Source organism: Mycoplasma sp. SG1 (assembly GCF_023612375.1).
In the GTDB taxonomy this organism is placed as follows: Bacteria; Bacillota_I; Bacilli_A; order Mycoplasmatales; family SG1; genus SG1.
This window is the reverse complement of record NZ_CP076852.1, coordinates 188,260-213,764: the sequence shown is the minus strand read 5'-3', so window position 1 is coordinate 213,764 and position 25,505 is coordinate 188,260. Positions and strand designations below refer to the sequence as shown.

At 29.0% G+C, this 25,505-nt stretch carries 36 protein-coding genes and 1 pseudogene; all 37 read right to left on the bottom strand.

Annotated elements, in window-relative coordinates:
* Positions 1-3: 3 nt before the first annotated feature.
* Entirely contained in the window at positions 4-462 is a 459-nt protein-coding gene (gene rplM, locus JRW51_RS01060) for a 50S ribosomal protein L13 (RefSeq protein ID WP_250328839.1), read from the bottom strand.
* 65 nt (positions 463-527) lie between these two features.
* Positions 528-1,301, bottom strand: coding sequence for a tRNA pseudouridine(38-40) synthase TruA (gene truA, locus JRW51_RS01055; RefSeq protein WP_250328838.1), 774 nt, complete (start codon positions 1,299-1,301; stop codon positions 528-530).
* Positions 1,295-2,206 (bottom strand): energy-coupling factor transporter transmembrane component T family protein, encoded by a 912-nt coding sequence (locus JRW51_RS01050; protein WP_250328837.1) that lies wholly within the window; start codon positions 2,204-2,206, stop codon positions 1,295-1,297. Before JRW51_RS01050 ends, truA begins: the two co-directional genes overlap by 7 nt.
* A gap of 136 nt (positions 2,207-2,342) precedes the next feature.
* Positions 2,343-3,290 (bottom strand): ATP-binding cassette domain-containing protein, encoded by a 948-nt coding sequence (locus tag JRW51_RS01045; protein WP_250328836.1) that lies wholly within the window; start codon positions 3,288-3,290, stop codon positions 2,343-2,345.
* Between the two features lie 31 nt (positions 3,291-3,321).
* Positions 3,322-4,134, bottom strand: coding sequence for an energy-coupling factor transporter ATPase (locus tag JRW51_RS01040; protein WP_250328835.1), 813 nt, complete (start codon positions 4,132-4,134; stop codon positions 3,322-3,324).
* Between the two features lie 21 nt (positions 4,135-4,155).
* Positions 4,156-4,536 carry a 50S ribosomal protein L17 gene (gene rplQ / locus JRW51_RS01035; RefSeq protein WP_250328834.1) on the bottom strand — a complete coding sequence of 127 codons (381 nt, stop codon included), beginning with the start codon at positions 4,534-4,536 and terminating at the stop codon, positions 4,156-4,158.
* 9 nt (positions 4,537-4,545) lie between these two features.
* Positions 4,546-5,511 (bottom strand): DNA-directed RNA polymerase subunit alpha, encoded by a 966-nt coding sequence (locus JRW51_RS01030; RefSeq protein ID WP_250328833.1) that lies wholly within the window; start codon positions 5,509-5,511, stop codon positions 4,546-4,548.
* A gap of 52 nt (positions 5,512-5,563) precedes the next feature.
* Entirely contained in the window at positions 5,564-6,010 is a 447-nt protein-coding gene (gene rpsK / locus JRW51_RS01025) for a 30S ribosomal protein S11 (protein ID WP_250328832.1), read from the bottom strand.
* A gap of 58 nt (positions 6,011-6,068) precedes the next feature.
* Positions 6,069-6,449, bottom strand: coding sequence for a 30S ribosomal protein S13 (gene rpsM, locus JRW51_RS01020; RefSeq protein WP_250328831.1), 381 nt, complete (start codon positions 6,447-6,449; stop codon positions 6,069-6,071).
* A 7-nt stretch (positions 6,450-6,456) separates the two neighbouring features.
* Positions 6,457-6,573 (bottom strand): 50S ribosomal protein L36, encoded by a 117-nt coding sequence (gene rpmJ, locus JRW51_RS01015; protein WP_250328830.1) that lies wholly within the window; start codon positions 6,571-6,573, stop codon positions 6,457-6,459.
* Positions 6,574-6,680: 107 nt separating this feature from the next.
* A complete protein-coding gene (gene infA / locus JRW51_RS01010; protein WP_250328829.1) occupies positions 6,681-6,944 on the bottom strand; it encodes a translation initiation factor IF-1 in 264 nt (87 codons plus the stop codon).
* A 3-nt stretch (positions 6,945-6,947) separates the two neighbouring features.
* The gene (gene map, locus JRW51_RS01005; protein WP_250328828.1) at positions 6,948-7,700 is read right to left on the bottom strand and encodes a type I methionyl aminopeptidase; all 753 of its coding nucleotides are present in this window, start codon (positions 7,698-7,700) and stop codon (positions 6,948-6,950) included.
* Between the two features lie 4 nt (positions 7,701-7,704).
* Positions 7,705-8,358 carry an adenylate kinase family protein gene (locus JRW51_RS01000; RefSeq protein ID WP_250328827.1) on the bottom strand — a complete coding sequence of 218 codons (654 nt, stop codon included), beginning with the start codon at positions 8,356-8,358 and terminating at the stop codon, positions 7,705-7,707.
* Between the two features lie 15 nt (positions 8,359-8,373).
* Positions 8,374-9,873, bottom strand: a complete 1,500-nt coding sequence (secY, locus tag JRW51_RS00995; RefSeq protein WP_250328826.1) for a preprotein translocase subunit SecY — start codon at positions 9,871-9,873, stop codon at positions 8,374-8,376.
* Between the two features lie 63 nt (positions 9,874-9,936).
* Positions 9,937-10,344 carry a 50S ribosomal protein L15 gene (gene rplO / locus JRW51_RS00990; RefSeq protein WP_250328825.1) on the bottom strand — a complete coding sequence of 136 codons (408 nt, stop codon included), beginning with the start codon at positions 10,342-10,344 and terminating at the stop codon, positions 9,937-9,939.
* A 9-nt stretch (positions 10,345-10,353) separates the two neighbouring features.
* Positions 10,354-11,058 (bottom strand): 30S ribosomal protein S5, encoded by a 705-nt coding sequence (gene rpsE, locus JRW51_RS00985; RefSeq protein WP_250328824.1) that lies wholly within the window; start codon positions 11,056-11,058, stop codon positions 10,354-10,356.
* Positions 11,059-11,079: 21 nt separating this feature from the next.
* Positions 11,080-11,430, bottom strand: a complete 351-nt coding sequence (gene rplR, locus JRW51_RS00980) for a 50S ribosomal protein L18 (protein ID WP_250328823.1) — start codon at positions 11,428-11,430, stop codon at positions 11,080-11,082.
* A 13-nt stretch (positions 11,431-11,443) separates the two neighbouring features.
* Complete coding sequence (rplF, locus tag JRW51_RS00975; protein ID WP_250328822.1) at positions 11,444-11,989, bottom strand: 50S ribosomal protein L6; 546 nt, start codon at positions 11,987-11,989, stop codon at positions 11,444-11,446.
* A 23-nt stretch (positions 11,990-12,012) separates the two neighbouring features.
* Positions 12,013-12,435 carry a 30S ribosomal protein S8 gene (gene rpsH, locus JRW51_RS00970; RefSeq protein WP_250328821.1) on the bottom strand — a complete coding sequence of 141 codons (423 nt, stop codon included), beginning with the start codon at positions 12,433-12,435 and terminating at the stop codon, positions 12,013-12,015.
* 14 nt (positions 12,436-12,449) lie between these two features.
* A complete protein-coding gene (locus JRW51_RS00965) occupies positions 12,450-12,635 on the bottom strand; it encodes a type Z 30S ribosomal protein S14 (RefSeq protein WP_250328820.1) in 186 nt (61 codons plus the stop codon).
* A 15-nt stretch (positions 12,636-12,650) separates the two neighbouring features.
* Positions 12,651-13,229, bottom strand: coding sequence for a 50S ribosomal protein L5 (gene rplE, locus JRW51_RS00960; RefSeq protein WP_250328819.1), 579 nt, complete (start codon positions 13,227-13,229; stop codon positions 12,651-12,653).
* 1 nt (position 13,230) lies between these two features.
* On the bottom strand, positions 13,231-13,539 hold the full coding sequence (rplX, locus tag JRW51_RS00955) for a 50S ribosomal protein L24 (RefSeq protein ID WP_250328818.1): 309 nt from the start codon (positions 13,537-13,539) through the stop codon (positions 13,231-13,233).
* Between the two features lies 1 nt (position 13,540).
* Positions 13,541-13,909, bottom strand: a complete 369-nt coding sequence (gene rplN / locus JRW51_RS00950) for a 50S ribosomal protein L14 (protein WP_250328817.1) — start codon at positions 13,907-13,909, stop codon at positions 13,541-13,543.
* A 5-nt stretch (positions 13,910-13,914) separates the two neighbouring features.
* Positions 13,915-14,193: a 30S ribosomal protein S17 gene (rpsQ, locus tag JRW51_RS00945; RefSeq protein WP_250328935.1), complete on the bottom strand. Its 279-nt coding sequence runs from the start codon at positions 14,191-14,193 to the stop codon at positions 13,915-13,917.
* 55 nt (positions 14,194-14,248) lie between these two features.
* Positions 14,249-14,620, bottom strand: coding sequence for a 50S ribosomal protein L29 (rpmC, locus tag JRW51_RS02790; protein ID WP_416234517.1), 372 nt, complete (start codon positions 14,618-14,620; stop codon positions 14,249-14,251).
* A 17-nt stretch (positions 14,621-14,637) separates the two neighbouring features.
* Positions 14,638-15,075 carry a 50S ribosomal protein L16 gene (gene rplP / locus JRW51_RS00935; RefSeq protein ID WP_250328816.1) on the bottom strand — a complete coding sequence of 146 codons (438 nt, stop codon included), beginning with the start codon at positions 15,073-15,075 and terminating at the stop codon, positions 14,638-14,640.
* Between the two features lie 6 nt (positions 15,076-15,081).
* A complete protein-coding gene (rpsC, locus tag JRW51_RS00930; protein WP_250328815.1) occupies positions 15,082-15,921 on the bottom strand; it encodes a 30S ribosomal protein S3 in 840 nt (279 codons plus the stop codon).
* Complete coding sequence (rplV, locus tag JRW51_RS00925) at positions 15,911-16,555, bottom strand: 50S ribosomal protein L22 (protein ID WP_250328814.1); 645 nt, start codon at positions 16,553-16,555, stop codon at positions 15,911-15,913. The genes rpsC and rplV overlap by 11 nt, the downstream gene beginning before the upstream one ends.
* Positions 16,556-16,567: 12 nt before the next feature.
* Positions 16,568-16,846, bottom strand: coding sequence for a 30S ribosomal protein S19 (gene rpsS / locus JRW51_RS00920; protein ID WP_250328813.1), 279 nt, complete (start codon positions 16,844-16,846; stop codon positions 16,568-16,570).
* Positions 16,847-16,862: 16 nt separating this feature from the next.
* Entirely contained in the window at positions 16,863-17,714 is an 852-nt protein-coding gene (gene rplB / locus JRW51_RS00915; protein WP_250328812.1) for a 50S ribosomal protein L2, read from the bottom strand.
* Complete coding sequence (gene rplW, locus JRW51_RS00910) at positions 17,695-18,261, bottom strand: 50S ribosomal protein L23 (protein ID WP_250328811.1); 567 nt, start codon at positions 18,259-18,261, stop codon at positions 17,695-17,697. The genes rplB and rplW overlap by 20 nt, the downstream gene beginning before the upstream one ends.
* Positions 18,262-18,303: 42 nt before the next feature.
* Positions 18,304-19,005 (bottom strand): 50S ribosomal protein L4, encoded by a 702-nt coding sequence (gene rplD, locus JRW51_RS00905; RefSeq protein ID WP_250328810.1) that lies wholly within the window; start codon positions 19,003-19,005, stop codon positions 18,304-18,306.
* Between the two features lie 27 nt (positions 19,006-19,032).
* Positions 19,033-19,725 carry a 50S ribosomal protein L3 gene (rplC, locus tag JRW51_RS00900; protein ID WP_250328809.1) on the bottom strand — a complete coding sequence of 231 codons (693 nt, stop codon included), beginning with the start codon at positions 19,723-19,725 and terminating at the stop codon, positions 19,033-19,035.
* Between the two features lie 29 nt (positions 19,726-19,754).
* Positions 19,755-20,057, bottom strand: coding sequence for a 30S ribosomal protein S10 (gene rpsJ / locus JRW51_RS00895; protein ID WP_250328808.1), 303 nt, complete (start codon positions 20,055-20,057; stop codon positions 19,755-19,757).
* Positions 20,058-20,233: 176 nt separating this feature from the next.
* Positions 20,234-21,927 (bottom strand): annotated as a pseudogene (gene pepF, locus JRW51_RS00890) (oligoendopeptidase F).
* A 176-nt stretch (positions 21,928-22,103) separates the two neighbouring features.
* Positions 22,104-23,288 carry an elongation factor Tu gene (gene tuf, locus JRW51_RS00885; RefSeq protein ID WP_250328807.1) on the bottom strand — a complete coding sequence of 395 codons (1,185 nt, stop codon included), beginning with the start codon at positions 23,286-23,288 and terminating at the stop codon, positions 22,104-22,106.
* Between the two features lie 95 nt (positions 23,289-23,383).
* Complete coding sequence (gene fusA / locus JRW51_RS00880; RefSeq protein WP_250328806.1) at positions 23,384-25,480, bottom strand: elongation factor G; 2,097 nt, start codon at positions 25,478-25,480, stop codon at positions 23,384-23,386.
* Between the last annotated feature and the right edge of the window lie 25 nt (positions 25,481-25,505).

Below are 25,505 nucleotides of genomic sequence, written 5' to 3'. Positions count from 1 at the left end.
AATTTATTTATTAATAGTAAAATTTTTAAAATTAGATGATGAAATTTCAATTGGATTTTGCGCTTGTTGTTTATGATTTGCATCAAGATAAATGAAAAGTTTTTTGAATTGTTGTCTTCCTAATCTTGTTTTAGGTAACATACCTTTTATTGTTCTGTATACCAATTCAAGGGGATATTTTTCTTTCATTTCTTTTCTTGTTCTAACTCTTAGACCACCAGGATATCCAGAATGATTGTAGTATTTCTTAACTAAATCGCTTCCTGTTGTTTTTACTTTACTTGCATTAATTAAAATTATATTATCGCCACAATCTAAATTAGGGGCGTAATTAGGTTTATGTTTACCTTGAAGTAAAATAGAAGATAAACTAGCAGCACGTCCTAGAACTTGTTTTTCTAAATCAATTAAATATCAAGAACGTTTAATATCAGAAATCTTTAATGTTGTTGTTTGCTTCATTGTTGTCTATAAAAATAAGATTATATTATTTCACTATGAAATTATAACAATTAACTAGGAAAAAGTTAAATAAATAAATCTTTTTCAAAATCTATATTGACTAAATATAAACCTACTGGTGATGCAAGTTTAGGATAAGGATCAAGTTTTTTAAGATTTATTAATTCAACTAATTCTGTTAAACTAATTTTATTATTATAACAATCTATTGCTGATGCTACAATTTTTCTAATCATATAACGGAGAAAACCATTTCCTGTAAACTCTATTTCTAAACTATTTGTTGTCTGGTTAATTATTTTTATTTCAAAGATTGTTCTAACGGATTCGTTTATATCTACATCTTTCTTTTTTGAAAAATTATAAAAATTATGTGTTCCGTAAAAATTTTCTAAAATTTTGGCAAGTTTTATTTTTTGAAGTGGAGTTTCAATTCAAGTTTGATAATTTTTTAAAAAAAGATTTCAAGCACCAAAATAAAATTTATATCGATAGGTTTTTTTAATAACAAATTTTGAAAGTTGTAGCGATTTAACTTTATGAATACTATTGATAGTTATTCCTTCATCATTTAAAATTTTGTTTAAACTTGTCAAACTTGAAATAAAATTAATATTGCTATCTAACTTTAAAGCGATTGCTTGATCTAAAGCATGAACGCCCTTATCTGTTCTTGAGCAGTAATATATTTTGATTGGTTTCTGAAAAACTTTGCTTAGTTTTGTTTCAATAACTTCTTGAACTGTTTTACCGTGAATTTGTTTAACAAATCCATAGAAAGATGATCCATCATAAGCTATTCTTGCTAAATAAAAAGTCTTTGATTCGCTTTTTATCAAATAAATGGTTCTCCTAAACCAAGATTATCTCATCATTTTAAAGCAGGTAAAAAATGGTGTTTTGAAAAAGAATAGCTTGTAAAAATAATTAAAAGTAATATTAACGCAATCAAAAGAACAATTAAAACATCATAAAAATTTAATGTGTATTGTTTAAATCTTGTTCTTTTTAGGTATGGATCATAACCACGAGCATCCATTGAATTAGCTAAATCTTCAGCTTTTCGAAAGGCTGAAACAAAGACTGGAATAATTAAACTTGTTAAAGCGTGATACTTTTCTTTAAATCGACCATTTTTAAAATCAACCCCCCTACTTGCTTGCGCTCAACTTATGTTTTTTGCTTCATTAAATAAAGTTGGGATAAATCTTAATGAAATAGAAATCATCATCGCTATCGCCTGGGTTGGCAGTTTAATGACCTTAAACGGTCTTAATAAAGATTCTATGCCATTAGTTAGTTCAACTGGTGAAGTAGTTGAAGATAAAATGATCGTAAATGTAATCATTAGAAGAATTCTTCAAAGAATATAAAGAGTTCTTCAAATCGCTTGATAATAAACTTTTATTTTACCAACATGAAAAATATAACCTCACATTATGTCTCAAGAGGAAAAATAACCAGGGTTGTTTTTTGGCTGACTTACAACAATAATATTAACAATTAAAAGAATAACCGCCATAAAATACAATGGTTTTAGAACGTTTAAAATCATTGAATACGGAATCTTAGCGGTTCAATAGGCGACAATAGCAAGGACAGTTAAGTATATGTATGTTTCTACTCCCCCGTATAAAAAAACAGCAGCCATTAATAGAATCAAAGAAATTATTTTAACTCTTGGATCTAAACGATGAATAAAGGATTTTAAGGGGATATAAACTCCAACGCTAAATTGTGTCATGTTTTTAATTTAATTTATTATATTAATGAATAAATCATCCTAAGTTTTAATGGTAATATAAATTTAAAAAAATGTCGTATTTTTTTAAGCAATTCCTCTCTTGTTTATTAACATAATATCAAGATTTCAAATTAAATTATTCAACATTTTGTTGATCCTTTTTAATGATTTGAACCAAATCATCAATTGTTCTAACTTTAAGATCTTTATCTTTTGGTAAAAAATCTGGATTTTTTTTTCTGATCTTATGAACTATTTCATAAACAAAAGGTAAATTTAAATTATTTTCTGAAATTAATTTTTTATCTGAAAAAATTTCAAAAGGAGTGGCGTGTTTTAAGATTTGCCCATTTTTAAAAACAATAACTTCATCTGATAACTCAAGAACATGATCCATGTTGTGAGTGATGATAAGGATTGTCACATCTTCATGAACCTTTAAATTTTTAAAAATTTCTTTAAAATTTTCTTCTCCTTCTGGATCTAAACCAGCGGTTGGTTCATCAAGTAATAAAACTTTTGGTTTTGTAATTAAAATACCAGCTAAAGCAACCCTTCTTTTTTCTCCCCCTGATAAAGAAAAAGGATTTTTAGCAAAAAAGCTTTTATTTAAACCAACTTTATCAATAACATTGCTAGCTAAAGTTTCAGCTTCTTGTCTGTTATAACCAAAGTTTAACGGACCAAAGATAATGTCTTTCAAAACATTATCTTGAAAAAGTTGTGTTTCTGGGAATTGAAAAACTGAACCAACATTTTGTCTTAATAATTTAACATTGGGAATTTTTCGCGTTTTATGATTAAATTTAGTGATGTTATAAACCACAATCTCACCTTTACTTGGTTTAAAAATGCCATTCATTAAATGAACGAAAGTACTTTTTCCTGAACCAGAAGCACCAATAATCGAAATAATGCGGTTTTTCTTTAATTTACAGTTAATGTTTTGAACGCCGATTGTTTCAAAAAATGTTTTCGGACTGTAAATGAAACTAACATCGGTGTATTTTAATAAATCATCTGAATCTTCGGGGTTGATTAAGTCTTTATTTGGTTGTCGTTTTTTATTTTTAAAAATGCTCAAAAAAATGTTTTTTTGTCTTTATAAAATATATTTATGAATTAACTAACAATTGATCAATTATTTTATCAAGATCAAAAATATCGTCATCTATTTTTGTCCCAAGATTAATTAATTTGGTTTTAAATTGTAAAGTTAAAGGAGGAAGCAGTTTCGTTAACTTTAAAAGGTTATCTTGAACAAAAATCTTATGGGGATGATCGCTTGCTAAAACCACTCCATTTCCAAGCATAACAACATGGTCAGCGTTATACGCTTCTTCCATGTTATGAGTAATGCTGATGATTGTTTTCTTTTCATTTTTACAAATGGTTCGAATCAATTTTAAAAAATCATTAGCAGAAGTTGGATCAAGCATACTTGTTGCTTCATCTAAAATAATATACTTACAATCAAGTGCTAAAATACCAGCAATCGCAACCCTTTGTTTCTGACCGCCTGATAAATGCTCAGGAGAAAAGCCTAAAAATTTTTCTAAATTCATTATTTTAACGACATATTCAAGTTTCTTTTCCATTTCTTGTCGAGGAACTTGATGATTTTCAAGACCAAAAACAATATCATCTAAAACAGATGATCCAATGAATTGATTGTCTGGGTTTTGAAAAATAATGCCAATTTTTAATCTTGACTTTTTAAGGTCATTAAAAATATTTTCATCATCTAAAATAATTTCTCCAGATGATGGTTTGATAATTCCAACCAAAAGTTTTGAAAGCGTACTTTTGCCAGAACCATTGTGACCAACTATACAATAATACTTGCCTTCTTCAAAATCAATATTAACATTATCTAAAGTATTTTGTAAGTTGTTGTAAGTAAAATATAAATTTTTTACTTTTAACATATTTAAAAAAGAAAAAAGAAATTAAACTAATTGTAGTAAAACCATTGTGGCGTTATCGCCAGCTCTTTTATAAAGTTTTAAGATTTTAGTATAACCACCACTTTTGTTTTGATATTTTTTTGAAAGTTGAGTTGTTAGCTTTGCTAAAACTGTATCCTTCTTATCTTTAATTTTATCAATTTTTGGATCTAATTTTTGATTAAAAATATCTTTTTTAACAGTTCTTAAACTATGAAGTGAATTTTTCTTAGCAGTTGTGATTAAATGTTCAACTTCTTGTTGCACTCTTTTTGCAACCGCTAAGGTAACAATTATTTTATTATGCTTGATAAGTTGACTGGTTAAGTTTTTTAATTTATTATCTAACTTATCAAAATTATTATTATTATAAATATATGACATTTTAGCTATTTAAATTTTAAGTGATAAATTTCTTTTTTCTAAAACAGCTTTAACTTCATTTAAACAAACTTCACCAAATGATGGTAGTTTTAACAGTTCAGCTTCCGTTAAAGCTAGAATTTCTGATAAATATATTATCCCATTCTTTTTCAAAGTGTTATAAGTTTTATACGTAAAGTCAAGATCTTCAACTAAAATACTTGTATCAGTTTCTTCGTCAGTAACATCTATTTCAAAAATATTTTCATCTTCAAGAACTTGAACTGAAGAAGTTAATTTTTCTTTTAAGTTGTCTAAATGGTTTCTTAAGATTTCAATTGATTGAAAAATAGCAGTATCAACTTTGATAGCACCATTTGTTTTAACGTCTAAAATAAGATTTTCGTATGGTTTTGATAATGCTGATTTAATTTCTTCGCTATGAAAAGTAACTGTCTCAATTGGTGAAAATAAAGAATCAATGGCAATTACTCTTGATTCTTTGATTTCTTTTTGATTGTCAAGAAAACTAACATAACCACGACCTACTTTTACAAATAAATTAATTGTTAATGATATATCCTTTGTTGCTGTAAGAAGATATAAATTTTTATTTACTACTTCAATTTCAGGGGGACATTTGATGCTTTTAGCTGTTATTTTTTTTGCTTTAGTTACTTTTAAAACTAAGGTTGTGGTGTTGTTTTCTGGAAATAAATTTAAATCAACTTTAAAAATTAGTTTTTTTAAATTAATAATTATGTCGGTTAATTTTTCTAATACACCAGATATTGAAGAAAATTCATGAACAACATTTTCAACTTTGATAGCATAAACAGAAGCACCAGTTAAAGATGAAAGCATCACCCTTCTTAAACTATTGCCAAGAGTGTTAGCGAATCCTCTTTCTAATGGTCCATAAATAAGTTGACCATGATTTTGATCTTCATCAAGGATTTTGAAATTAGTAGTAGGTTTTTTAAATTTTATATTCATATTGTTATATTTAAATTAATATATTCTAAATAAGATAATTATTTGATTAATCTTAAAATGATCTTGGTTTTGAAGGACGACATCCGTTGTGAGGCATTGGGGTAATATTTCTGATTTCTTTAATTTTTAAATCCAATGATTGAATGCCACGAACTGCAGATTCTTTCCCAGGCCCAATCCCTTTAATAAAAACATTTACTTCTTTTAAGCCAGAATTAATTGCTTTTTTTAAACAAGTAGTAGCGGCTTGTTGCGCAGCATATGGTGTTGATTTTTTTGTTCCTTTAAAACCAATTTCTCCACCAGATGACCAAGAAAATACTTTACCTTGTAAATCGGTTAATGTAATAATTGTATTATTAAAAGATGAAACGATATAAACATTACCAACTTCGATGGTTGCTTTTTTCTTTAAACCGCGATTCTTTTTTAAGACCTTATTAACCTGTTTATTTTTACCTTTTTTACTCTTTATTGCTACGACTTTTGTTTTTCCCATATAAGTTATGATTTAATTTTTAATTGAAAATATTGAATGAATAATAAAAAAATAAATATTATTTTAATTTTGTTGCTTTTTTCTTATTAGCAACTGTTTTTCTTGGGCCTTTTCTTGTTCTTGCGTTTTTCTGTGTAATCTGACCACGAACAGGGAGACCTTTACGATGTCTAATCCCACGGTAGCAACCGATTGACATTAAAGTTCTAATATTCATTTTTTCTTCAGCACGCAATTGGCCTTCGACTTTATATTTGCTGACTTCTTTTTTGATTTCAGCTAATTGTTCTGCTGTTAAATCTTTAACCCTTACTGATTCATCTATATTTAAAGTATTGATTATTTTTTTAGCTAATGTATAACCAATCCCATATATTTTCGCTAAAGATATAACTGCACGTTTATTTTCAGGTATTTCGACACCTAATATTCTTGCCATTTATTTTTTATTTTTGTCTTTGTTTATGCTTTGGATTTTTTTTACAAATTATTCTTATTTTACCCTTACGTTTGATGACCTGACAATGTTGACAGATTTTCTTTACTGATGCACGAACTTTCATAATATTTTTTTTTGATTAATTTTTTACTATTGTATTATATAAATTTTACTTAAAATTATTAAATCTTAGCGTTAATTTTTTCAAATAAAAAGAAATGAATAATGCTTTTAATCTGATTCTTGAAGTTTTTTAAATTTTTCTTTTAAAATTGGGGTTGGAATTGAACGATAAATAATCCGACCTTTGGATGGATCATATGGTGAAATTTCTACTTTTACATAATCACCGGTCATTATTTTAATATAGTGAATCCGCATTTTACCTGATAAATGCCCTTCAATCCGCATTTTATTAGTTAATAAAATAATAAATTTTGAGTTAGGGATAACTTTTTCAATAAAACCGTCAACTACTACTACATCTTTGGACATAAATTAAAGTTTTGATAAAATTTTGTTTTTTTCTTTTTGGATTAAAATTGTGTGTTCAAAATGACAAGATAAAGATTGATCTTCGGTTTTAACCGATCAACCATCTTCTGCAACATATAAATCAACATCATTAACTGTTACCATCGGTTCAATCGCGATTGTCATCCCTTCTTGAAGGATAAAATCTCCAGCTTCTGGTTCATAAAAATTTAAAACCATCGGCTCTTCATGTAAACTGGTCCCAATTCCGTGTCCACAATAACTTTTAACGACATAAAAATTATTTTTAAGAACATAATCTTCAATTAGTTTGCCTATATATTTAAGATTTACGCCAGGCTTTGCTTCTTGAATCGCAAGTTCTAAAGCATTTTTAGTAACATCAAGCAATTTAGTTTGAAGATCTGTTTTCTTTTGTCCAACAACAACTGAAAAAGCAGCATCTGAAAAATAGCCTTTATAACATACTCCTGCGTCAATTGATAGTAAATCACCATCTTTTAACTTGTAGACTGTTGGGATACCATGAATCACGGTATCATTAACTGAGGTACAAAGGACATGCTGATAACCATTATACCCTAAAAAGGCTGATTTAGCGCCTGATTTAGCGATAAAGCGTTTTGCAATGGTATCAAGTTCAAGTAAACTAACTCCGGCTTTTATTTTGCTTGTTAACAATTGATGAACTTGGGCTAGAATTTCTCCAGCTTTTTCCATTAATTTTATCTCTTCTTTGTTTTTTATAAACTTCATGCAATTATAAGTTTTCTATTTTGCTAAAATAATCTGACAAATTATCAAAATGATCCTCAACGATCTTAACTAAATTATATTTCTTGTTGATAAAATATTCAATAATTGGTGAAGTTTTTTGATGATATTGACTAATTCTTGTTTTGATTGTTTCAAAATTATCATCATTTCTTTTTAAAAGGGGCGAATATGAACATTTATCACAAACATTTTCAATTTTAGGTTTTAAAAACTTAAGATTATAAACTGCACCGCATTTAGGACATATTAAACGATTAACAATTCTTTGATAAATTAACTCTTGACTAATAACTAAATTAAAAACATAACTTAACTTCAAATTGTTATCTTTTAATCAATGATCAAAAAATTGAGCTTGTCCAATTGTTCTTGGATATCCTTCAATAACAATTTTTTTGTTATCTGACAAAATACTTTTTAATTGTTGATCAAAAAAAGTATTAATAATGTTATCGTTTAACAATTCGCCATTTTTTAATTTTTGACTAATAGTTAAATAAGATGGGTGGTTTTTATCAATATTTCTTAAACTATCACCACATGAAAAATGGCAATAATGGTATTTTGTTTCTAAAAAATTTGAAATGGTCCCTTTTCCAGCGCCTGGGGGTCCAAAGATTAAGATGATTTCGCCCATATTTTTAAGATTGAACTATCATAAAATAGTTGATGAATCGCTTCCTTTTTTATTCTTATCATCCTTATCGTCATCAAAGACAGTTTCTTTACTTTTTTCATCATCTAAATGACTGCTTGTTTTGTTAAGATATGGATTATATGCTTCAGGTTCTTGATCAAGATTGATTTGTTGTTTTAATTCAGATTTCGCTTTTTGAGAAAGAAGGACATATTGTTTTTGTTTAACTCTTCCGATTAATTGTGTAACAACATCAATAGCAACCCCAACCATAATAATAATCCCAGTTCCACCTAAGACCATGTTTGACGGTATTTTAATAATGATAAAAATTAAATAAGGAGTTGATGCTATTAACGCTAACGCAATCCCGCCAATTAAATTTAAGCGATTTAAAACCTTGACGATGTAGTTTTCTGTATTTAAACCAGGTTTTATACCAGGAATATAACTACCGTTTCTTTGTAAATTTTTTGATAATTCATCAGGTTTAATCATGATATGAGAATAGAAAAAAGTAAAGATAATAGTTAAAATAAAATAAAAGATTAACCCTGGAACATATGAAACAGAAAAAAACATATTAATTCAATAATCAGCGGGTGTCCCTTTAGCGATTAGACCTGAAATAGTTAAAGGGATAGAAAGAAGTGAGGATGCGAAAATGACTGGAATAACCCCAGCTGAATTAATTTTAAACATTAAATAGTTTAACCTGACGGGGCTTGAAGAAATACCTGAACCTAATTGTTGAACTGGAATTTTTCTTAAACTTTGTGTTAAATAAATAGTTAAAATAATAATGATTGGAATTAAAATAACAATAACAATGATATTTAAAATACCTAAAAAAATTGATTGAGGCGAAAAGCCAGAGGCAGCTGCAGATGAAGCAGCTCCTGCTCCAAAATAAATATCAAAAATAGTTACAAAGTTTCATGGAATATTAGCAATGATTCCTGAAAAGATAATCATACTAGTTCCATTACCAATACCGTGAGCTGAAATTTGATCTCCTAATCACAATGCAATAAATGATCCTGCAACGATAATAACAACATCCAACATCAACCCAGCAGTTGAAGTATCGACGTATTTTTGTGATTTCATCGTAAACAGAATCGCAAAACCCTGGATAATAGCAATAAAAATGGTTAAGAAACGGGCAACTAAGTCAAGTTTTTTTCGACCTAATTCACCAGATTTAGCCATCTTTGTTCATGATGGAATAATATCAGCTGATAACAATTGGGTGATAATCGTTGCCATAACATAAGGAGATACCCCTAATGAAAAAACACTTAATCTCCGTAAGTTACCACCACCTAACATACTCATCATCCCAAAGAAGGTATTGGTCCCGTTATCACTAACATTATCTTGCGATCCTGGTAGCATAATATTAGAACCGATTCTGAAAACGACTAAAACCATAATCGTAAATAGAATCTTTCAACGAATATCTGCTATTTTAAAACAAGCTATAAACGTTTGAATAAAAGATGTTCGTTTCATTTAAAAAGTTTTTTCTTTTTGATGAGTATCTTATAGAATCTTAAAATAAAAAATAAAAAGTGGTTATTTTTTGATTAATGATTTTGAAATTTTAATATCTTCTGAAAAACTTAAATCTTTGTTCAAGTCAGCGTTGTTAAGAATTTTAACTCGTTTAACATGACTTGGAATTAAATTTGTTGTCTTTAAATTTTCAAGGGTGATTGATTGGCCAGTTGAAAAATTTTGATTAATTAAAGAACTTTGAATGATTGTAACTTCTTTTTTATTAAAGTTATTAAAACCTCTTTTTGGTAAACGACGATAAAGTGGAGTTTGACCACCTTCAAAACCAATTCGAACTTTACTCCGTGCTTTTTGACCTTTTTGGCCTCGACCACAGGTTTTTCCTTGGTTAGCGGCTATCCCTCTCCCTTTTCGTTTTTTTGGTTTACGATTTACTTTTAATTGACTAAAATATGAATCTAACATAACAATTTTTTAAATATTAAGCGATTGATTGAAATTAGGTTGGTGTTTAACTTTTAAATTCTTAATTCGATAATTATGAATTTCTAATGTATCTTTAAGTTCAACAAAATTTTTAAATAATGCACCTAAAACATTATAAGGATTTTTTGAACCATAAATCTTAGAATAAACATTTTTTACCCCTGCTAATTCAAAAACCGGTCTTACAGCACCACCTGCAATAATCCCTTTTCCTTGTTTAGCTGGTTTAATTAGAACTTTACTTGCTCCATAATGGTTAGCAACGGTTAAATCAATTGATTGGTTTTTATTAATTGGGATAACGATAATGTTTTTTAAAGCTTGTTTTCTAGCTTTTTGAATAGCAAGCGGAACTTCTCCAGCCTTAGCGGTTCCATAACCAACTGATCCTTTATTATTTCCAACCACAACTAAAGCTGTGAATCCAAATCTTCTTCCTGATTTAACAACTTTAACAACTCTTCTTAATTTAATAACTTTATAATCGTATTCAAAAGTCGGTTTCCCTTGCCGTTTGAAATCTTGTTTTGCTTCATCAGAAACTACTTTAACTTGATGAAAATCAGGTTGTGCCTGTTCTTCTTTAACTACGCTTTCTGAAGGTTGAGTTGAAATAGTGTCTTCTAAATTATCAGGTTCATTAACTTCTTGATCGTTAGTTGTTGGATTTAAATTTTTATTTTTTTCGTTCATATCATTCATGTTAAACTTAAATTATATTTTTATCCCCTCTTGCCGAATAGTATCTGCTAATTGTTTAATTTTACCATGATATAAATAACCAGCACGGTCAAAAACTAAATTAGTGATATTAAATTTTTGACAAAGTTTAGCAACTTCGATTCCTAACTGTTTACTTGCTTCTAATGTTTTTTTATTTTCAAGGGGAATTGATTTTGTTGATTTACCGCAAATAATAAAGTTTTTTTCATCATTGATAATTTGACAATAAAGGTATTTATTACTTTTAAAAACACATAGACGTGGTCTTGCTTCTGTTCCGTAGACTTTTTTTCTAATTCGTAAATGACGAATTTTTCGATTTGATAAATTTTTTGGTTTCATATACTATTTAAGATTATTTTGATGATGTTTTTCCTTGTTTTCTTAAAATTGGAACATTTTTATATAACACCCCTTTACCACGATAAGGTTCAGGTTTGTATAAACTTCAAATCTTTGCAGCAAATTGACCGACTTCTTGTTTATTGATACCAGAAACTTTAATTTGAGTGTTTGATGGCAGTTCTACTTGAATTAATTTAGGCACTTCAAGATGAATAGGATGGGAAAATCCTAATCTTAAAGTTAAAATATTACCTTTTAATTGAGCATTATATCCAACTCCAACTATTTGTAATTCTTTAAAATAAAGATCATTAACCCCTTTTAACATATTCAAAATTAAAGCATTTATTGTTCCATAACTTTTTCTATTTTGACGATTAATGGCGTTAAATTTGGTTTTTATTTCGTTATTTTCAATTTCAACAATCACTCCTTCAGGATAAGTTAAACTATCTGAACCATTTTTACCAGTAACTTTAATAAAACGTTTTTTTAAATCGTGTTCAACTGTAATTGTTTCTGGTATTTTTAAACTTCTATTTCCAATTCTTGACATATTTTTTGCTTTTTGTTATTTAATTACCAAATATTAAATAAAACTTCTCCTCCAACTCCTTTAATTTTTGCTTGTTTGTCAGTTAAAATTCCTAAAGAAGTTGATAAAACAACTGTTCCTAAACCACTGTGAACAGTTGGAATATTTCGATAAGGAGCATAAACTCTTAACCCGGGTTTACTAATTAGCTTAATTCCAACAATGATACTTTTGTCTTTGTAATAACCAAGTTTAATTTGAATGCTTTTAAACTTAGCAGTTTTTGATTTATTGTTAGTGTTTGTAATTTTTTTAACTACTCGATAGTCATCAATGTATTTTTCAAGGTATAAAATTTTAACAATTTTTTCCTTCATTTTTGAATAAGGAATAAAAACAGAATGCTTATTTACAAGATAAGCGTTTCTGATTCTAACTAATAAATCTGCGATTTGATGATTGACCATAATATTTTATTTTTTTATCAACTTGATTTTTTTAATCCTGGAATTTTCCCTTCGTATGCTAATTTTCTTAAACAAATTCGACAAATACCAAACTGACGATAATAACCATGACGCCGACCACAAAGTTTACAACGATTATATTGTCTTGTTGAAAATTTCGGAGATTTGTTTGCTTTATTAATTAATGCTTTTCTAGCCATAAGATTTTATCTATTTTATTTTTCTTGAATTTCTTTTTTTGGTAATGGTTTTAATGGTAGTCCTGTCGCTTTTAAATAATGGTAAGCTTCAAGTGGTGTTTTAGCAGAAGTTACAATAACAATATCCATCCCAAAGAAATAAGTTGATGTATCATAACTTAATTCAGGGAAAACTAATTGTTCTTTAACTCCAAAGGCATAACTGCCTTTTTTATCAAAACTTTTAGCTGGAAGACCATAGAAATCCCTTGTATTTGGAAGAACGATATTAACTAACTTGTAATAAAATTGTGCCATTAATTTCGATCTTAAAGTTACTTTAAAACCGATTGGCATCCCTTTTCTTAATTTAAAATTAGAAACTGAAGTCTTCGCTTTAATAAGGATTGGTTTTTGTAAAGTAATAGAAGTTAGATCTTTTTGAATAACATTCGCTAGCTTTTTATCTCTTAACATTTTTTTATCACAAACATTTATGACTATTTTTTCAATTTTTGGAACAGCCATAATTGATTGATAATGGAACTGGTCTTTAAAATTGTTAAGAAATTGTTCTCTAACTTTTTTTTGGTTAAATTGTTCAGCGATTTTCATATTATTTAATCTGTGAATTTGTTTTTTTGTAATAACGAACCTTATTAGTTTTATTGTAAACGATCTTGACTTTATCAGGGGCTTTATTTTTTTCGTTATAAATCATAACATTACTTAAAGCGATTGTCCCCTCGATGCTCACAATTCCACCTTCATCATTTTGACTTCTTTTCTGATGTTTTTTTCGAATTGCTAATTTTTCAACTTGAATCCGATTTTTTTTAAAATCAATTGCTTTAACAGCTCCTGTTTCGCCTTTATGAGTGCCTGCTATTACAATAACTTTATCTCCAACTTTTATTTTTTGCATTTTAAACCACCTCGACTGCTAATGAAATAATTTTTGAGAATCCCTTTTCTCTAATTTCACGCGGAATTGGACCAAATAATCTTGTCCCTTTTGTTGTTAAATCATCACGAATCAAAACAACAGCATTTTCTGAAAAATAAATTGTTTCGCCGTTTTTACGATGGATAGGTGCTTTTGTCCGAACAATAACAGCTTTTGTAATTTGATGATTTTTAACTTGATCGTTTGGTAATGCGCTTTTAACAGAACAAACAACAATATCGCCAACTCTTCCGTATCTTTTTCGACTTGAACCTAAATTTTTAATAATTCCAACTACTTTCGCTCCAGAATTATCGGCTACTTTTACTTTTGATAATGACTGTAACATGTTAATTATTTATTTTCTTTTAATTGATGTGATGTTTTTATTTCCAATAGACGAAACCTTTTGCGAGCAGATAATGGTCTACATTCTATAATTTTAACAAAATCGCCTAATTTTGCTAAATTTTTCTCATCGTGAACTAAATATTTTTTAGTTGCAAAATATCTTTTTTTATAATATGGAGCAATTTTAGCGGTTTTAACCAAAACAGTAATTGTTTTATCATTTTTATCAGAAACAACTTCACCGTAAAGAGTTTTTTTATGAACTTTTTTAGCAGTTGCTAAATGATCTTTTTTATACTGCTTAAAGGATTCTAAAAATTGACTTATTTCATTTTTATTAAGCATGGTTATTTATTCGTTTTGTTAGTATCTTCTTTTTGTTGTTTTGATTTAGTTGGTTTAATTTTAAAATTGAACGTTTTTTTTCTTTTTTATCGTCAGGGACATCACGCGCTTCTTGTTGTTCTTTTCTTAAACGGATTTTTTCTAATGTTTTTTTAGTTTTAGGGATTCTTTTAAGATTACGACTTTGTTCAATTTGAATTGTTAAGATTCTTGCAACTTCTTTTTTAAGGTTTTTAAATTTAGCAGGTGATTCTAATTTACCCATTGAAGCTTGAAATTTTAAAACAAATAATTCTTGTTTTAATTCAAACAATAATTTAGCTAATTCTTGCGGTGTTTTTTTAATTAATTCATTCCGATCCATAGAGATATTTTACTTTTTTAAGTTAGTTGATTAGATTTCAAGTTAGAATCTGCTTTTTTAATTATTTTACATTTGATAGGTAGTTTATGATTCACAATGCTTAAAGCATATTTTGCTTGTTCATCGCTGTTTGCTGTAATTTCAAACATAACAGTTCCTGGTCTAACAGGAGCAACTCAAAGAGCTGGTGAACCTTTTCCGCTCCCCATTCTTACTTCCAATGGTTTCTTTGTTTTCGACATATGAGGAAAAATTCTAATTCATAATTTTCCCCCTTTTCGAATAAGACGACTCATTGCAACCCTTGATGCTTCGATTTGATTATTAGTGATTCAACCGCCATCTACTGCTTGTAAACCTCATTCTCCAAAAACAACCGTATTACAACTGCTTGCTGGTTTTTCATATTTAACATTATGAGGTTTGGCTCATTTTGTTTTTTTAGGCATTAACATGATAAATTATTTTTTTTGATGATTAGTTTTTGATGTTGATGAGTTTTTAGATTGATTTGGTTTAAAAGGCTGGTTTGAAGATTGTGAATAATTTGATCTAAATTTATTCTTATTTCCTTCATTTCCATATCCACGTTTGTCTTGATAAGGTTGTTTTTTGCGATCGCCTCATTTTGCGTTTTTGTTAAATCTAGATTTTGAAGGTTGTTTTGAACTGTCAATGAAATCATCATAAATTCAAACCTTTACCCCAATAATACCATAAGTTGTTTTTGCTGTTGTAGCAGCATAACCAATTTTAGCACGAAATGTTTGCAATGGAACTGAACCAAATGAATGTGTTTCACTTCTAGCGATATCAGCACCTGCTAGTCTGCCTGAAACAATAATTTTAATTCCTTTAACGCCAGCAAATTTAGCCCTTTTAATTGCTTGTTTTTGAGCTATTCGAAATGGAACCCTATTTTCTAACTGTTCAGCAACGCTGTGTGCAACCAATTCAGGATTTGAATTAACATTTTGAACTTCACTAACATTTATCACTAATCTGTTTAATTTTGGAATAAATTTTTTAACTTTTTCTTTTAAAAGATTAAGTCTTTTATTATCTTTTCCAATCACAAGACCAGGAGCAGATGTATGAATTGTTATGATCACTAAATTATCTAATCTTTCGATTTCAATTAAACCAATTTTATGCGGTGGCAAAAGTTTTGTCAAAGTTTCTCTGATTTGATAATCAGCATAAATCGCATTTACACGGTCTTTTTTTTCTAAAAATCAACGCGATTGATATTTACGATTTATTTCATATCTTAAGCTATTTGAATTAACTCTATTTGCCATGTTTTAAAGGATTTGTTTTGTTTTTATTTTGGTTATTAATTGAATTTAGTGAATCTTTTTTTGTTTTGTTAGCAGTTTTTGGTTTTGGTTCAACTTTTGCTTCTACTATTTTTGCTTTTTGTTTAGGTTGTGGATCTTTTTGAACTTTTGTTAAAACTTTTTCTTTTGAATCAGAAGTTTTTTCTTTTTTATTAGATGCTGTTTTTTTTAATGGAAGGACTTTTTCTTCTTTAAGGTTAACTGAATCACTTTCTTTATCTAATTTAGATGGGGCAGTTTTTTTAGAAACTTTTTTAAGTTGATCTTCTTTTTCAGCAAGAGTTAAATTAACAATTGAAGAACGACGAAATTGAAAATAAACACGACCTTTACATCCAGGTAAAAGTCTTTTTGTTTTCTTGCCTTCATCAACTGAAATTGATTTGACATAAAGTTTATGGATATCCATAGCAAAATTATTAATTGCGTTATTTATGCCAGTATAAAGTAATTTTTTTAAATTTTTAGCGGCACGTTTTTCAGTAAAAGATAAAATATTAATTGCATCGTGGGTTGGTTTATTTCGAATTAAATCAACCACTAGTCTAACTTTTCTTGGTGATCCGTTAAATGTTGTTTTTAATTTTGTTTCCATTGATAATTGCTATTATTTTTTGAATAGGTGTTTTTTACCAGAATGACCATGAAATTTTCTAGTTTCAGCAAACTCGCCCAATTTATGGCCAACCATTTCTTCGCTTATGAAAACAGGAACATGTAATTTCCCATTATGAACAGCAAAGGTTAAGCCAATAAATTGCGGAGTGATAGTGCTCCGTCTTGATCATGTTTTAATGATTTTTTTACTGTTTGTTTTTTTAGCTGTTATAACCTTTTCTAAAAGAGTCGCTTCAACGTAATAACCTTTTTTTAAACTTCTTGCCATAATCTTTTATTTTAAACTATTTCTTTTTTCTGCTTGGTTTTCTTGATCTAATAATAAATTTATTTGAAAGTTTCTTTTTGCTTCTTGTTTTTACTCCAAGAGCTTTTTTACCTCAAGGTGTATATGGAGCTTTTCTTCCAATTGGTGATTTACCCTCACCACCACCATGGGGGTGATCAACTGGATTCATGGCTGAACCACGAACGGTTGGTCTTTTATTTAATCAACGATTTCTACCTGCTTTTCCAATTCTAACAAGGTTGTGACTTGAGTTTCCGACAACCCCGATTGTCGCATGACAATTATTTAAAATTTTTCTTCTTTCGCCACTTGGCAATTGAATAATTGTGTATTTAGAATCTTTATTACTAATTATTTGTGCTCCTGTTCCTGCTGAACGAACCAATTTCGCACCTTGTCCTGGTTGTAATTCGATATTATGAACAAAAGTCCCGATTGGAATATTTTTTAAAACAACAGTATTACCAGAATCTAGTTTATCACTGCCGTTAACTATTTTATCTCCAACCTTCATTCCTTGATAACCGATTGTATAAAGTTTTTGCCCATCAGCGTATGATACTAAACCAATGTTAGCAGAACGATTCGGATCATACTCAACTGATTTAACAGTTCCAGGGACATTGTATTTTCTTTTTTTAAAATCAATGAATCGATAAAGCTGTTTTTTGCCCCCGCCTTGATGACGAACGGTAATTTTCCCCTGATTATTTCGACCTGCTTTTTTAACAAAATGTTTTGTTAATGGTTTATACGGTTTATTTTTTTGAGAAAGCGTTTTTCTGAAATTTACAGTAGTTCGATTTCTTTGCCCGTTACTAATTGGTTTATTTATTCTGATCGCCATGATTGTCTATTTTTGATTTTGAATCTTTTTTAGAAGCAGTTTCAGTTTCCTCAACTGCTTTTGATTCTTCTGCTTTAACGTCGATTACTTTATCTTTCGCTTTCTTCGCTTCAAGCGCTTGTTCTTTTTCTTGTATTTCTTTTAAATCTTCTTCAAAGACAGAAATTTTTTGTCCTTTAGCTAACTTAATGTAAGCTTTTTTCATTCCTGGTTTAAAACCTTGATATTTACCAAGACGTTTTTTGCGCGGTTTTATTGTTATAACATTAACTTTTTCAACATCAACATCAAATAAAATTTGAAAATCATGTTTTATTTGTGAACTGTTAGCGTTTTTGTTTACTTCAAAAACATAAATGTTTTTTTCGTTAATTTGTTTGTAAACTTTTTCAGTTAATCAAGAACGTTTAATTGTTGAGAAAATTGAAAAATCGAATTTTTGATAATCGATTTCATGATTTTCTTTTTTTGCAACTGTCTCAGTTTTAATTTTTTTAGGTTGAGTTGTCGCAACGTCGGTTGATGGTGTAATTTTAGCGCTTGTCATATTAGAATGATTTTTTTAAATTGAAAAAGATGATGATAGTTTTTAAACTTCTTGTTTTGGTGATTGAGATGCTTGTTGTTTTAAACTAGGAAATACCAAACTTAATTGTTGATTAAAGGCTTCTAAAACATGAAGCTCGCAAAATAAGTATTTTGCAACAGCAAGATCATAAACACTTACTGTATCTCATGTTTTATATTCAAGAAATGGTAAATTTCTTGCAGCTAATTTGCTGTTTTTATCTTCTTTATTAACGATAATTAATGTTCTTTTATGGTTTTTTTCTAAACCAAATTTTGAAAGGAACTCAAGCATATTTTTAGTTTTGAAATCGCTGAAACTCATTTCTTCGAAAACAAAACAACTATTAGTTAAATGACTATTAGTTAAGAAATTTTCCATTAAATAAAGTTTTGCAAGATAGTAAACTTTTTTATTGACTTTTGTTTTATAGTTACGTGTCTTTAACGGACCAAAAACCGTTCCCCCTCCACGTCATATTGGAGAACGATTACTTCCGTGTCTAGCTCTCCCAGTTCCTTTTTGACGTCATGGTTTTTTCCCACCACCTGAAACAATTCCTCTTGTTTTGGTGTGAGCAGTTGCTTGCCGTTTTGAATTTTGTTCTGAAACGATAACTTGATGAACAAGTTTATCGTAATTTTTCGCACCTAAATCTTTAACAAAATCGAATTTTAATGTTGTTTCAACTTGTCCGTTCTCTTTATATACTGAAATTTCCATAGTAATTGTTTCTTTGCAAATTAAAATCTATACATTAGCTCTTTCTTGAGAATTTTTAACTGGGTTTTCAAACAATGATGGTTTAAAATAATGTTTTTTATCTTTTACAGCTGATTTAATAACTACAAATTGATTATTATTGCCAGGAGTTGATCCTTTAACAATTAAATATTTGTTTTCTAAATCAATATGAACTATTACAAGATTTTGAACGGTTGTTAGCTGATTTCCAAGATGTCCAGCCATTTTTTTATTTTTAAAAACCCGTGATGGATTAATAGAACCCATAGAACCGATACCACGGTGATATCCTGAACCATGTCCCATTGGACCACGTGAATGATTCCATCTTTTAATTACACCACTAAAACCCTTACCTTTACTTAGAGTTTGAACGTCAACTAAATCTCCAACTGCAAAAATAGATAAATCTAATTTATCACCACAATTTTTATCTGTCTCAAAATTTCTAATTTCTTTAACAAATTTTTTGGGGGTGTTTAAACCTATTTTTTTATAAATCCCCAACTCAGGCTTGTTTGATAAATTGACTTTTTTATCAACAATACCAAGTTTAAGACTTTGATAGTTATTTTTCTCAATTGTTTTCTTTTCAAGGATGAAATTATCAGGAATTTCAATTAAAGTTCCTTGAATTCAACGATAATCTTTTGTAAAGAATCGTACTGATTTAACTTTTCTGGCTAAGAGACCTTTCATGATGGGTTTTTATATATTTTTGAAATTTTTTAAATTTTAATATCGACTTTTATATCAGATGAAAGTTTCGTTGAACGAAGTTTATCAATAATATTTGGATTAAAATTGATAATTTCAACCAATCTACTATATGTTCTTGTTTCAAACTGTTCACGTGAATTTTTATGGACATGGGTCGAGCGTAAGATTGTTATTTTTTTCGTTTTTGTTGGTAATGGAATCGGGCCGAAAACCTGAACACCATTGCTTTCTAAACTTTTAACAATTTTACTAACTGATTGATCAAGACTACGATGATCGTATGATTTAAATTTTATTTTTAATTTTTCCATAAAGATGTATTTTTGCATTCACCCTGAAATAAAAGTTTTAACTGTATTGCCAATCTAAGAAGATGGCGTTTTTTTATAATTTTGTTGTTTATCTATAAAATAATATACAAAAGAAATTAAGCACGTTTTAAATTATATTATATTTTTTCTAAAATTGGGTTTTTTTATTTTATTATCTATATTATTATTTTATTTAAATCGTTTATCCATGATTCAAGAAATTTAAATGCCCTTGTATAGGTTGCTTCAGAGTTTAAATCAACGCCACAATTTTTTAATATTTGGAAAGGTTTATCGCTTGATCCTGATTTTAAAAATTTTAAATAATCATTTCTACCTTTATCACCTTCAGTTAAGATTTTATTAACAAAACTAGCGGCTGCAATCATTCCTGTAGCATATTTAAAAACATAGAAATCTGAAAAGAAATGCGGAACATAAATCGTTCACAGTCAAGAATATTTATTGACTTTTTTTTCAGTTTCAAGTTTTGGTAAATATTTTTTTTGCAACTGGTTGCAATTTTTTTTAAATCAATATAACTGATTGGTTTATTATTTTCAATTTTTGCATGAACAATTTTTTCAAATTCAGCGAATTGACCTTGCCGATAAACGGTGGCGATAAATTCTTTGATTAATTTTTCAAGAATAAATTTTTTCTTATTATTATCATTTGTTTGATTTAATTGATAAGTCCCGAATAAAAGTTCATTTGTAATTGATGCAATTTCAGCTAAAAAGATTGGATATGAATGATAAACGTATGGTTGATTTTGTGATGAAAAAAGAGTGTGAATTGAATGTCCTATTTCATGAATTAAAGTGCTTGCATCCAAATATTTATCATTCCAATTCATTAAAATATATGGATCAGCTCCTCAAACTCCTCATGAATAAGCACCGCTTCTTTTATTTTTTTTCGGCAGTCAACTGATTAATTGATTGTTAAAAATATAATCTATTTTTGTTTGATATTCATCTCCTAAAACTGCTAAAGCATCTTTTATTAACTGTTTTGTTTCATCTATTTCAAATTTATCTTCAATTGTTGGAAATAAATCACCACTTCAATCTCATGGAAAAGGATTGTCGATTGTTGTCACTTTTGCTAAAATTTGTTTCCATTTATAAATAAGATTGCTATTTTTTTTAATTTGATCTAAAAGAAAATCATAAAAAGGCTGATCTAAAAAGTCGCTTGCTAGATGTTGTTTTAAAGATGATGGATATTTATATAATTTCGCTAATTTTCCAGTTAACATCCAATGATAATAAGCGTTATTTGTTAATCCTGTTTTATGATCAAAATATACTGATCAAAATTTTTGATAGGCTTGTTTTCGGACCTTAGGATCGACATCAGAAATAAATTTACTATAGTTGCCTGGATGTAAATCAATTGACTGCCCATCTTTTTTAATTGGTTTAAATTTAAAATCAACATTTGTCAATTTTGAAAATGTTGAGTGATTAGAATTAAAATATTCTGATAAATATTGTAATGCAGATTCAGCCTCGTTTGATAAGCGATGTTTGTCAAAATAATAAAACTGATCAAAATAAGTTGTATATAGTTTTAAAGAATCATCTTTAATTAAATTTAAAACTTCGCTTTTCTTGTCCAATAACTCATTTCTTCAAAAAATGATTTTTGAAGAAAGTTTATTTTCAAAACTTGAAAATTCTAATAATTGATTTTGACTTGTAATATTGCTTAAATCTTCATTTTCCTTATTACCTAAATAGGCATAAACTAAATCTAAGTTAATTTTAAAATTTTGATAAGATTTTAAAAATGTTGAAAGATTTTCAACTGAATCACTAATCTTACCTTTTAGTTTAACTATAGTGTCTGTTGCTTTTATCATCTCTTCTTTTAAGGTTGAAAGAGATTTTTTATCTAAAATTTTTTCTAAATTTCAATTTAAATTGTCCATAATATCTTGCTTTTAAATTTTTTAGTTTTAAAATAAAAAATGCACAAGGAATAGTCGCTTGTGCAATGAAAACTAAGAAAGAATAAAATTAATTTAAAAAATTCAAATTATTCGATGATTTTACTAATTGTTCCAGCGCCAATTGTTCTTCCGCCTTCACGAATTGAGAATGTATCTTTTGCTTTCATAGCGATTGGATGAATTAAAGTAACGATTAATTCAGTGTTATCGCCAGGCATTACCATCTTAACGCCTTCAGGTAATTCAACTTTACCAGTAATATCAGCGGTTCTAAAATAAAACTGTGGTTGGTAGTTTGAGAAGAATGGTGTATGTCTTCCCCCTTCCTCTTTTTTATAACAATAAAAAGTTGCTCTAAATTTGTGATGGGGAGTAATTGAACTTGGTTTTACAATAACCTGTCCTCTTTCAATTTGTGAACGGTTAATTCCTCTTAATAATACTCCAACATTATCTCCAGCTTCACCTTCGTTTAATGTTTTGTGGAATATTTCAATTCCGATTACAACTGATTTTAAAGTAGGTCTAATTCCAACGATTTCTACTTCATCTTTTAATTTAACAATTCCTTGTTCAATTTTTCCGGTTGCAACTGTTCCTCTTCCTTCAATTGATGAAACGTTTTCAATTGCGATTAACAAAGGCTTATCAACAGCTCTTTTTGGAACTTCGATTGATGCATCGATAGCATCAAGTAATTCTTGAATTTTTTCTTCGTATTTTTTATTACCTTTGATTGCTTCAGTTGCGCTACCATAGATAATTGGAGCATTATCTCCGTCAAAACCATATTTAGATAATAATTCACGAATTTCCATTTCAATTAATGATAGAATTTCTTCATCATCAACTAAATCAACTTTGTTAATGAAAACAACAATTGTTTTGACCCCTACTTGTCTTGCTAATAAAATATGTTCACGTGTTTGAGGCATTGGTCCGTCAGTAGCTGAAACAACTAAAATACTTCCATCCATTTGCGCTGCTCCAGTGATCATGTTTTTAACATAGTCAGCATGTCCAGGACAGTCAACGTGAGCGTAGTGTCTTTTTTCTGTTTCATATTCAATATGAGCAGTGTTAATCGTTATGCCACGCGCTTTTTCTTCAGGTGCTTTATCAATTTCTTCGTAATTAACTTGTTTAGCACCACCTTTTTTTGAAAGATAATAAGTAATAGCGGCTGTTAAAGTTGTTTTTCCGTGGTCAACGTGACCGATAGTTCCGATATTAACGTGTGGTTTGGTTCTTTTAAATATTTCTTTTGCCAATTTATTTATTTATTCCTTTTTTTATAAATGTTATTTTGTTAATGTTTATTATATTTTATTAATAAAGTTTACCAATGAAATTATAACAAAAGTTATTACTTTTGTTTGTTTTTTTGTTTTGCTGTTTCTTCAATTATTTGTTCAGCAACTGCACGTGGCGTTTCTTGATAATGTGAGAATTCCATCGCATAAATTCCCCTTCCTTGAGTAAAGGAACGAAGATCGGTTGCATATCCAAACATTTCGCTTAAAGGTACTTTAGCGCTGATTACTTCAGCGTTTCCTTCTTGGGCTGTTTTTTCAATAACACCCCGTCTTGCGGTTAAATTCCCAATTACATCACCAAAATAGTTTTGCGGAACAGTTACTTCAACCTTCATAATTGGTTCAAGAATAACTGGATCACAATGTTTTTTAGCTTCTTTAAAGGCTATGTTTGAAGCGATTTTAAACGCAATTTCACTTGAATCAACTTCATGGAATGATCCATCATATAAAGTTGCTTTAATATCAATGACAGGATAGTTAGCTAATAACCCATTTTTTAAGGCAGCTACCAATCCATCACGCGCTGGTTTAATGTATTCTTTAGGAATTTTTCCACTAACAATTTTGTCAACGAATTCAAACCCTTTTCCTGGATTAGGTTCAAACTTAAATCATACGTGTCCGTATTGTCCCCGTCCACCTGATTGTCGAATGTATTTACCTTCGCATTGACCGGTTTGTTTAATTGTTTCACGATAAGAAACATGCGGTTTACCAACATTAGCGTTAACATGAAATTCTCTTTTTAAACGGTCAACAATAATTTCAAGATGAAGTTCCCCCATCCCTGCAATAATTGTTTGGCCTGTTTCTTGGTTGATCCATGATTGAAAAGTTGGATCTTCATCACTTAAACGTTGTAAAGAAAGACTTATTTTTTCTTGATCTTGTTTGGTTTTTGGTTCAACTGATAAAGAAATAACAGGTTCTGGGAAATTCATTGACTCTAAAATGATCTGTTCTTTTTTATCACATAAAGTATCGCCTGTAATTGTTGATTTTAAACCAATCAAAGCAACAATATCGCCAGCTTCAGCGCAATCTAATTCTTCCCTTTTATTAGCGTGCATTCTAATAACACGACTAATTCTTTCTTGAACGTTTTTAGTTGAATTATAAACGTAGGTTCCTTTTTCAATTTTTCCAGAATAAATTCTTGTAAAGATTAATCTTCCAACGTATGGATCAGCCATAATTTTAAAGGCTAACGCTGATAATTTTTCTTCAATAACTGGATTTCTTGTTAACGCTTTTGAATGATCATCAACATCAAAACCTTTAACAGCACCAACATCAAGTGGTGATGGTAGGTAATCGATAACTCCATCTAAGAGCGGTTTAATCCCTTTATTTTTAAAAGCTGAACCGCAGAAAACTGGGAAAAATTTACCAGACAAAGTCGCTGTCCGCACCGCTTTTTTTAAAAGTTGAGGTGTAATCGGTAAGTTTTCAAGATATGTTACCATGAACTCATCATCATAATGAGCAACTTCTTCAATTAATTTAATTCTAAGTTGTTGTGCTTTTTCTTTTAAATCATCAGGAATTGGTTTAACTTCGATATTTTCTTGTGGGGAACCGTCAAAATAATAAGCTTTTTCTTCAACTAAATCAATAACGCCAACAAAATCGCTTTCAGCACCAATTGGTAATTGAACTGGATGGGCATTCGCTGCTAGTTTCGTTTTTAATGAAGCGCATGATTTATCAAAATCAGCGCCAATTTTATCCATTTTATTCGCAAAAACAATTCGTGGAACATGATATTTAGTTGCTTGCCGTCAAACTGTTTCAGTTTGTGGTTCAACCCCTGATTGAGCATCAAGAACTGTAACAGCTCCATCAAGAACTCTTAAACTTCTTTCAACTTCAACCGTGAAGTCAACGTGTCCAGGAGTGTCAATAATATTAATCGTACAATCTTTTCAAAAAATGGTTGTAGCAGCTGATGTTATTGTAATGCCTCGTTCTTGTTCTTGGACCATCCAGTCCATTTGTGCTTCCCCTTCATGAACTTCACCAATTTTGTGAATTTTTTTAGTATGAAATAAAATTCTTTCAGTTGTTGTCGTTTTTCCAGCATCGATATGGGCAGCAATTCCTATATTACGAAGGTGAATAAGTTTATTGTTGTTATCCTTCATGTAAATTTTTTAACTTATATATATT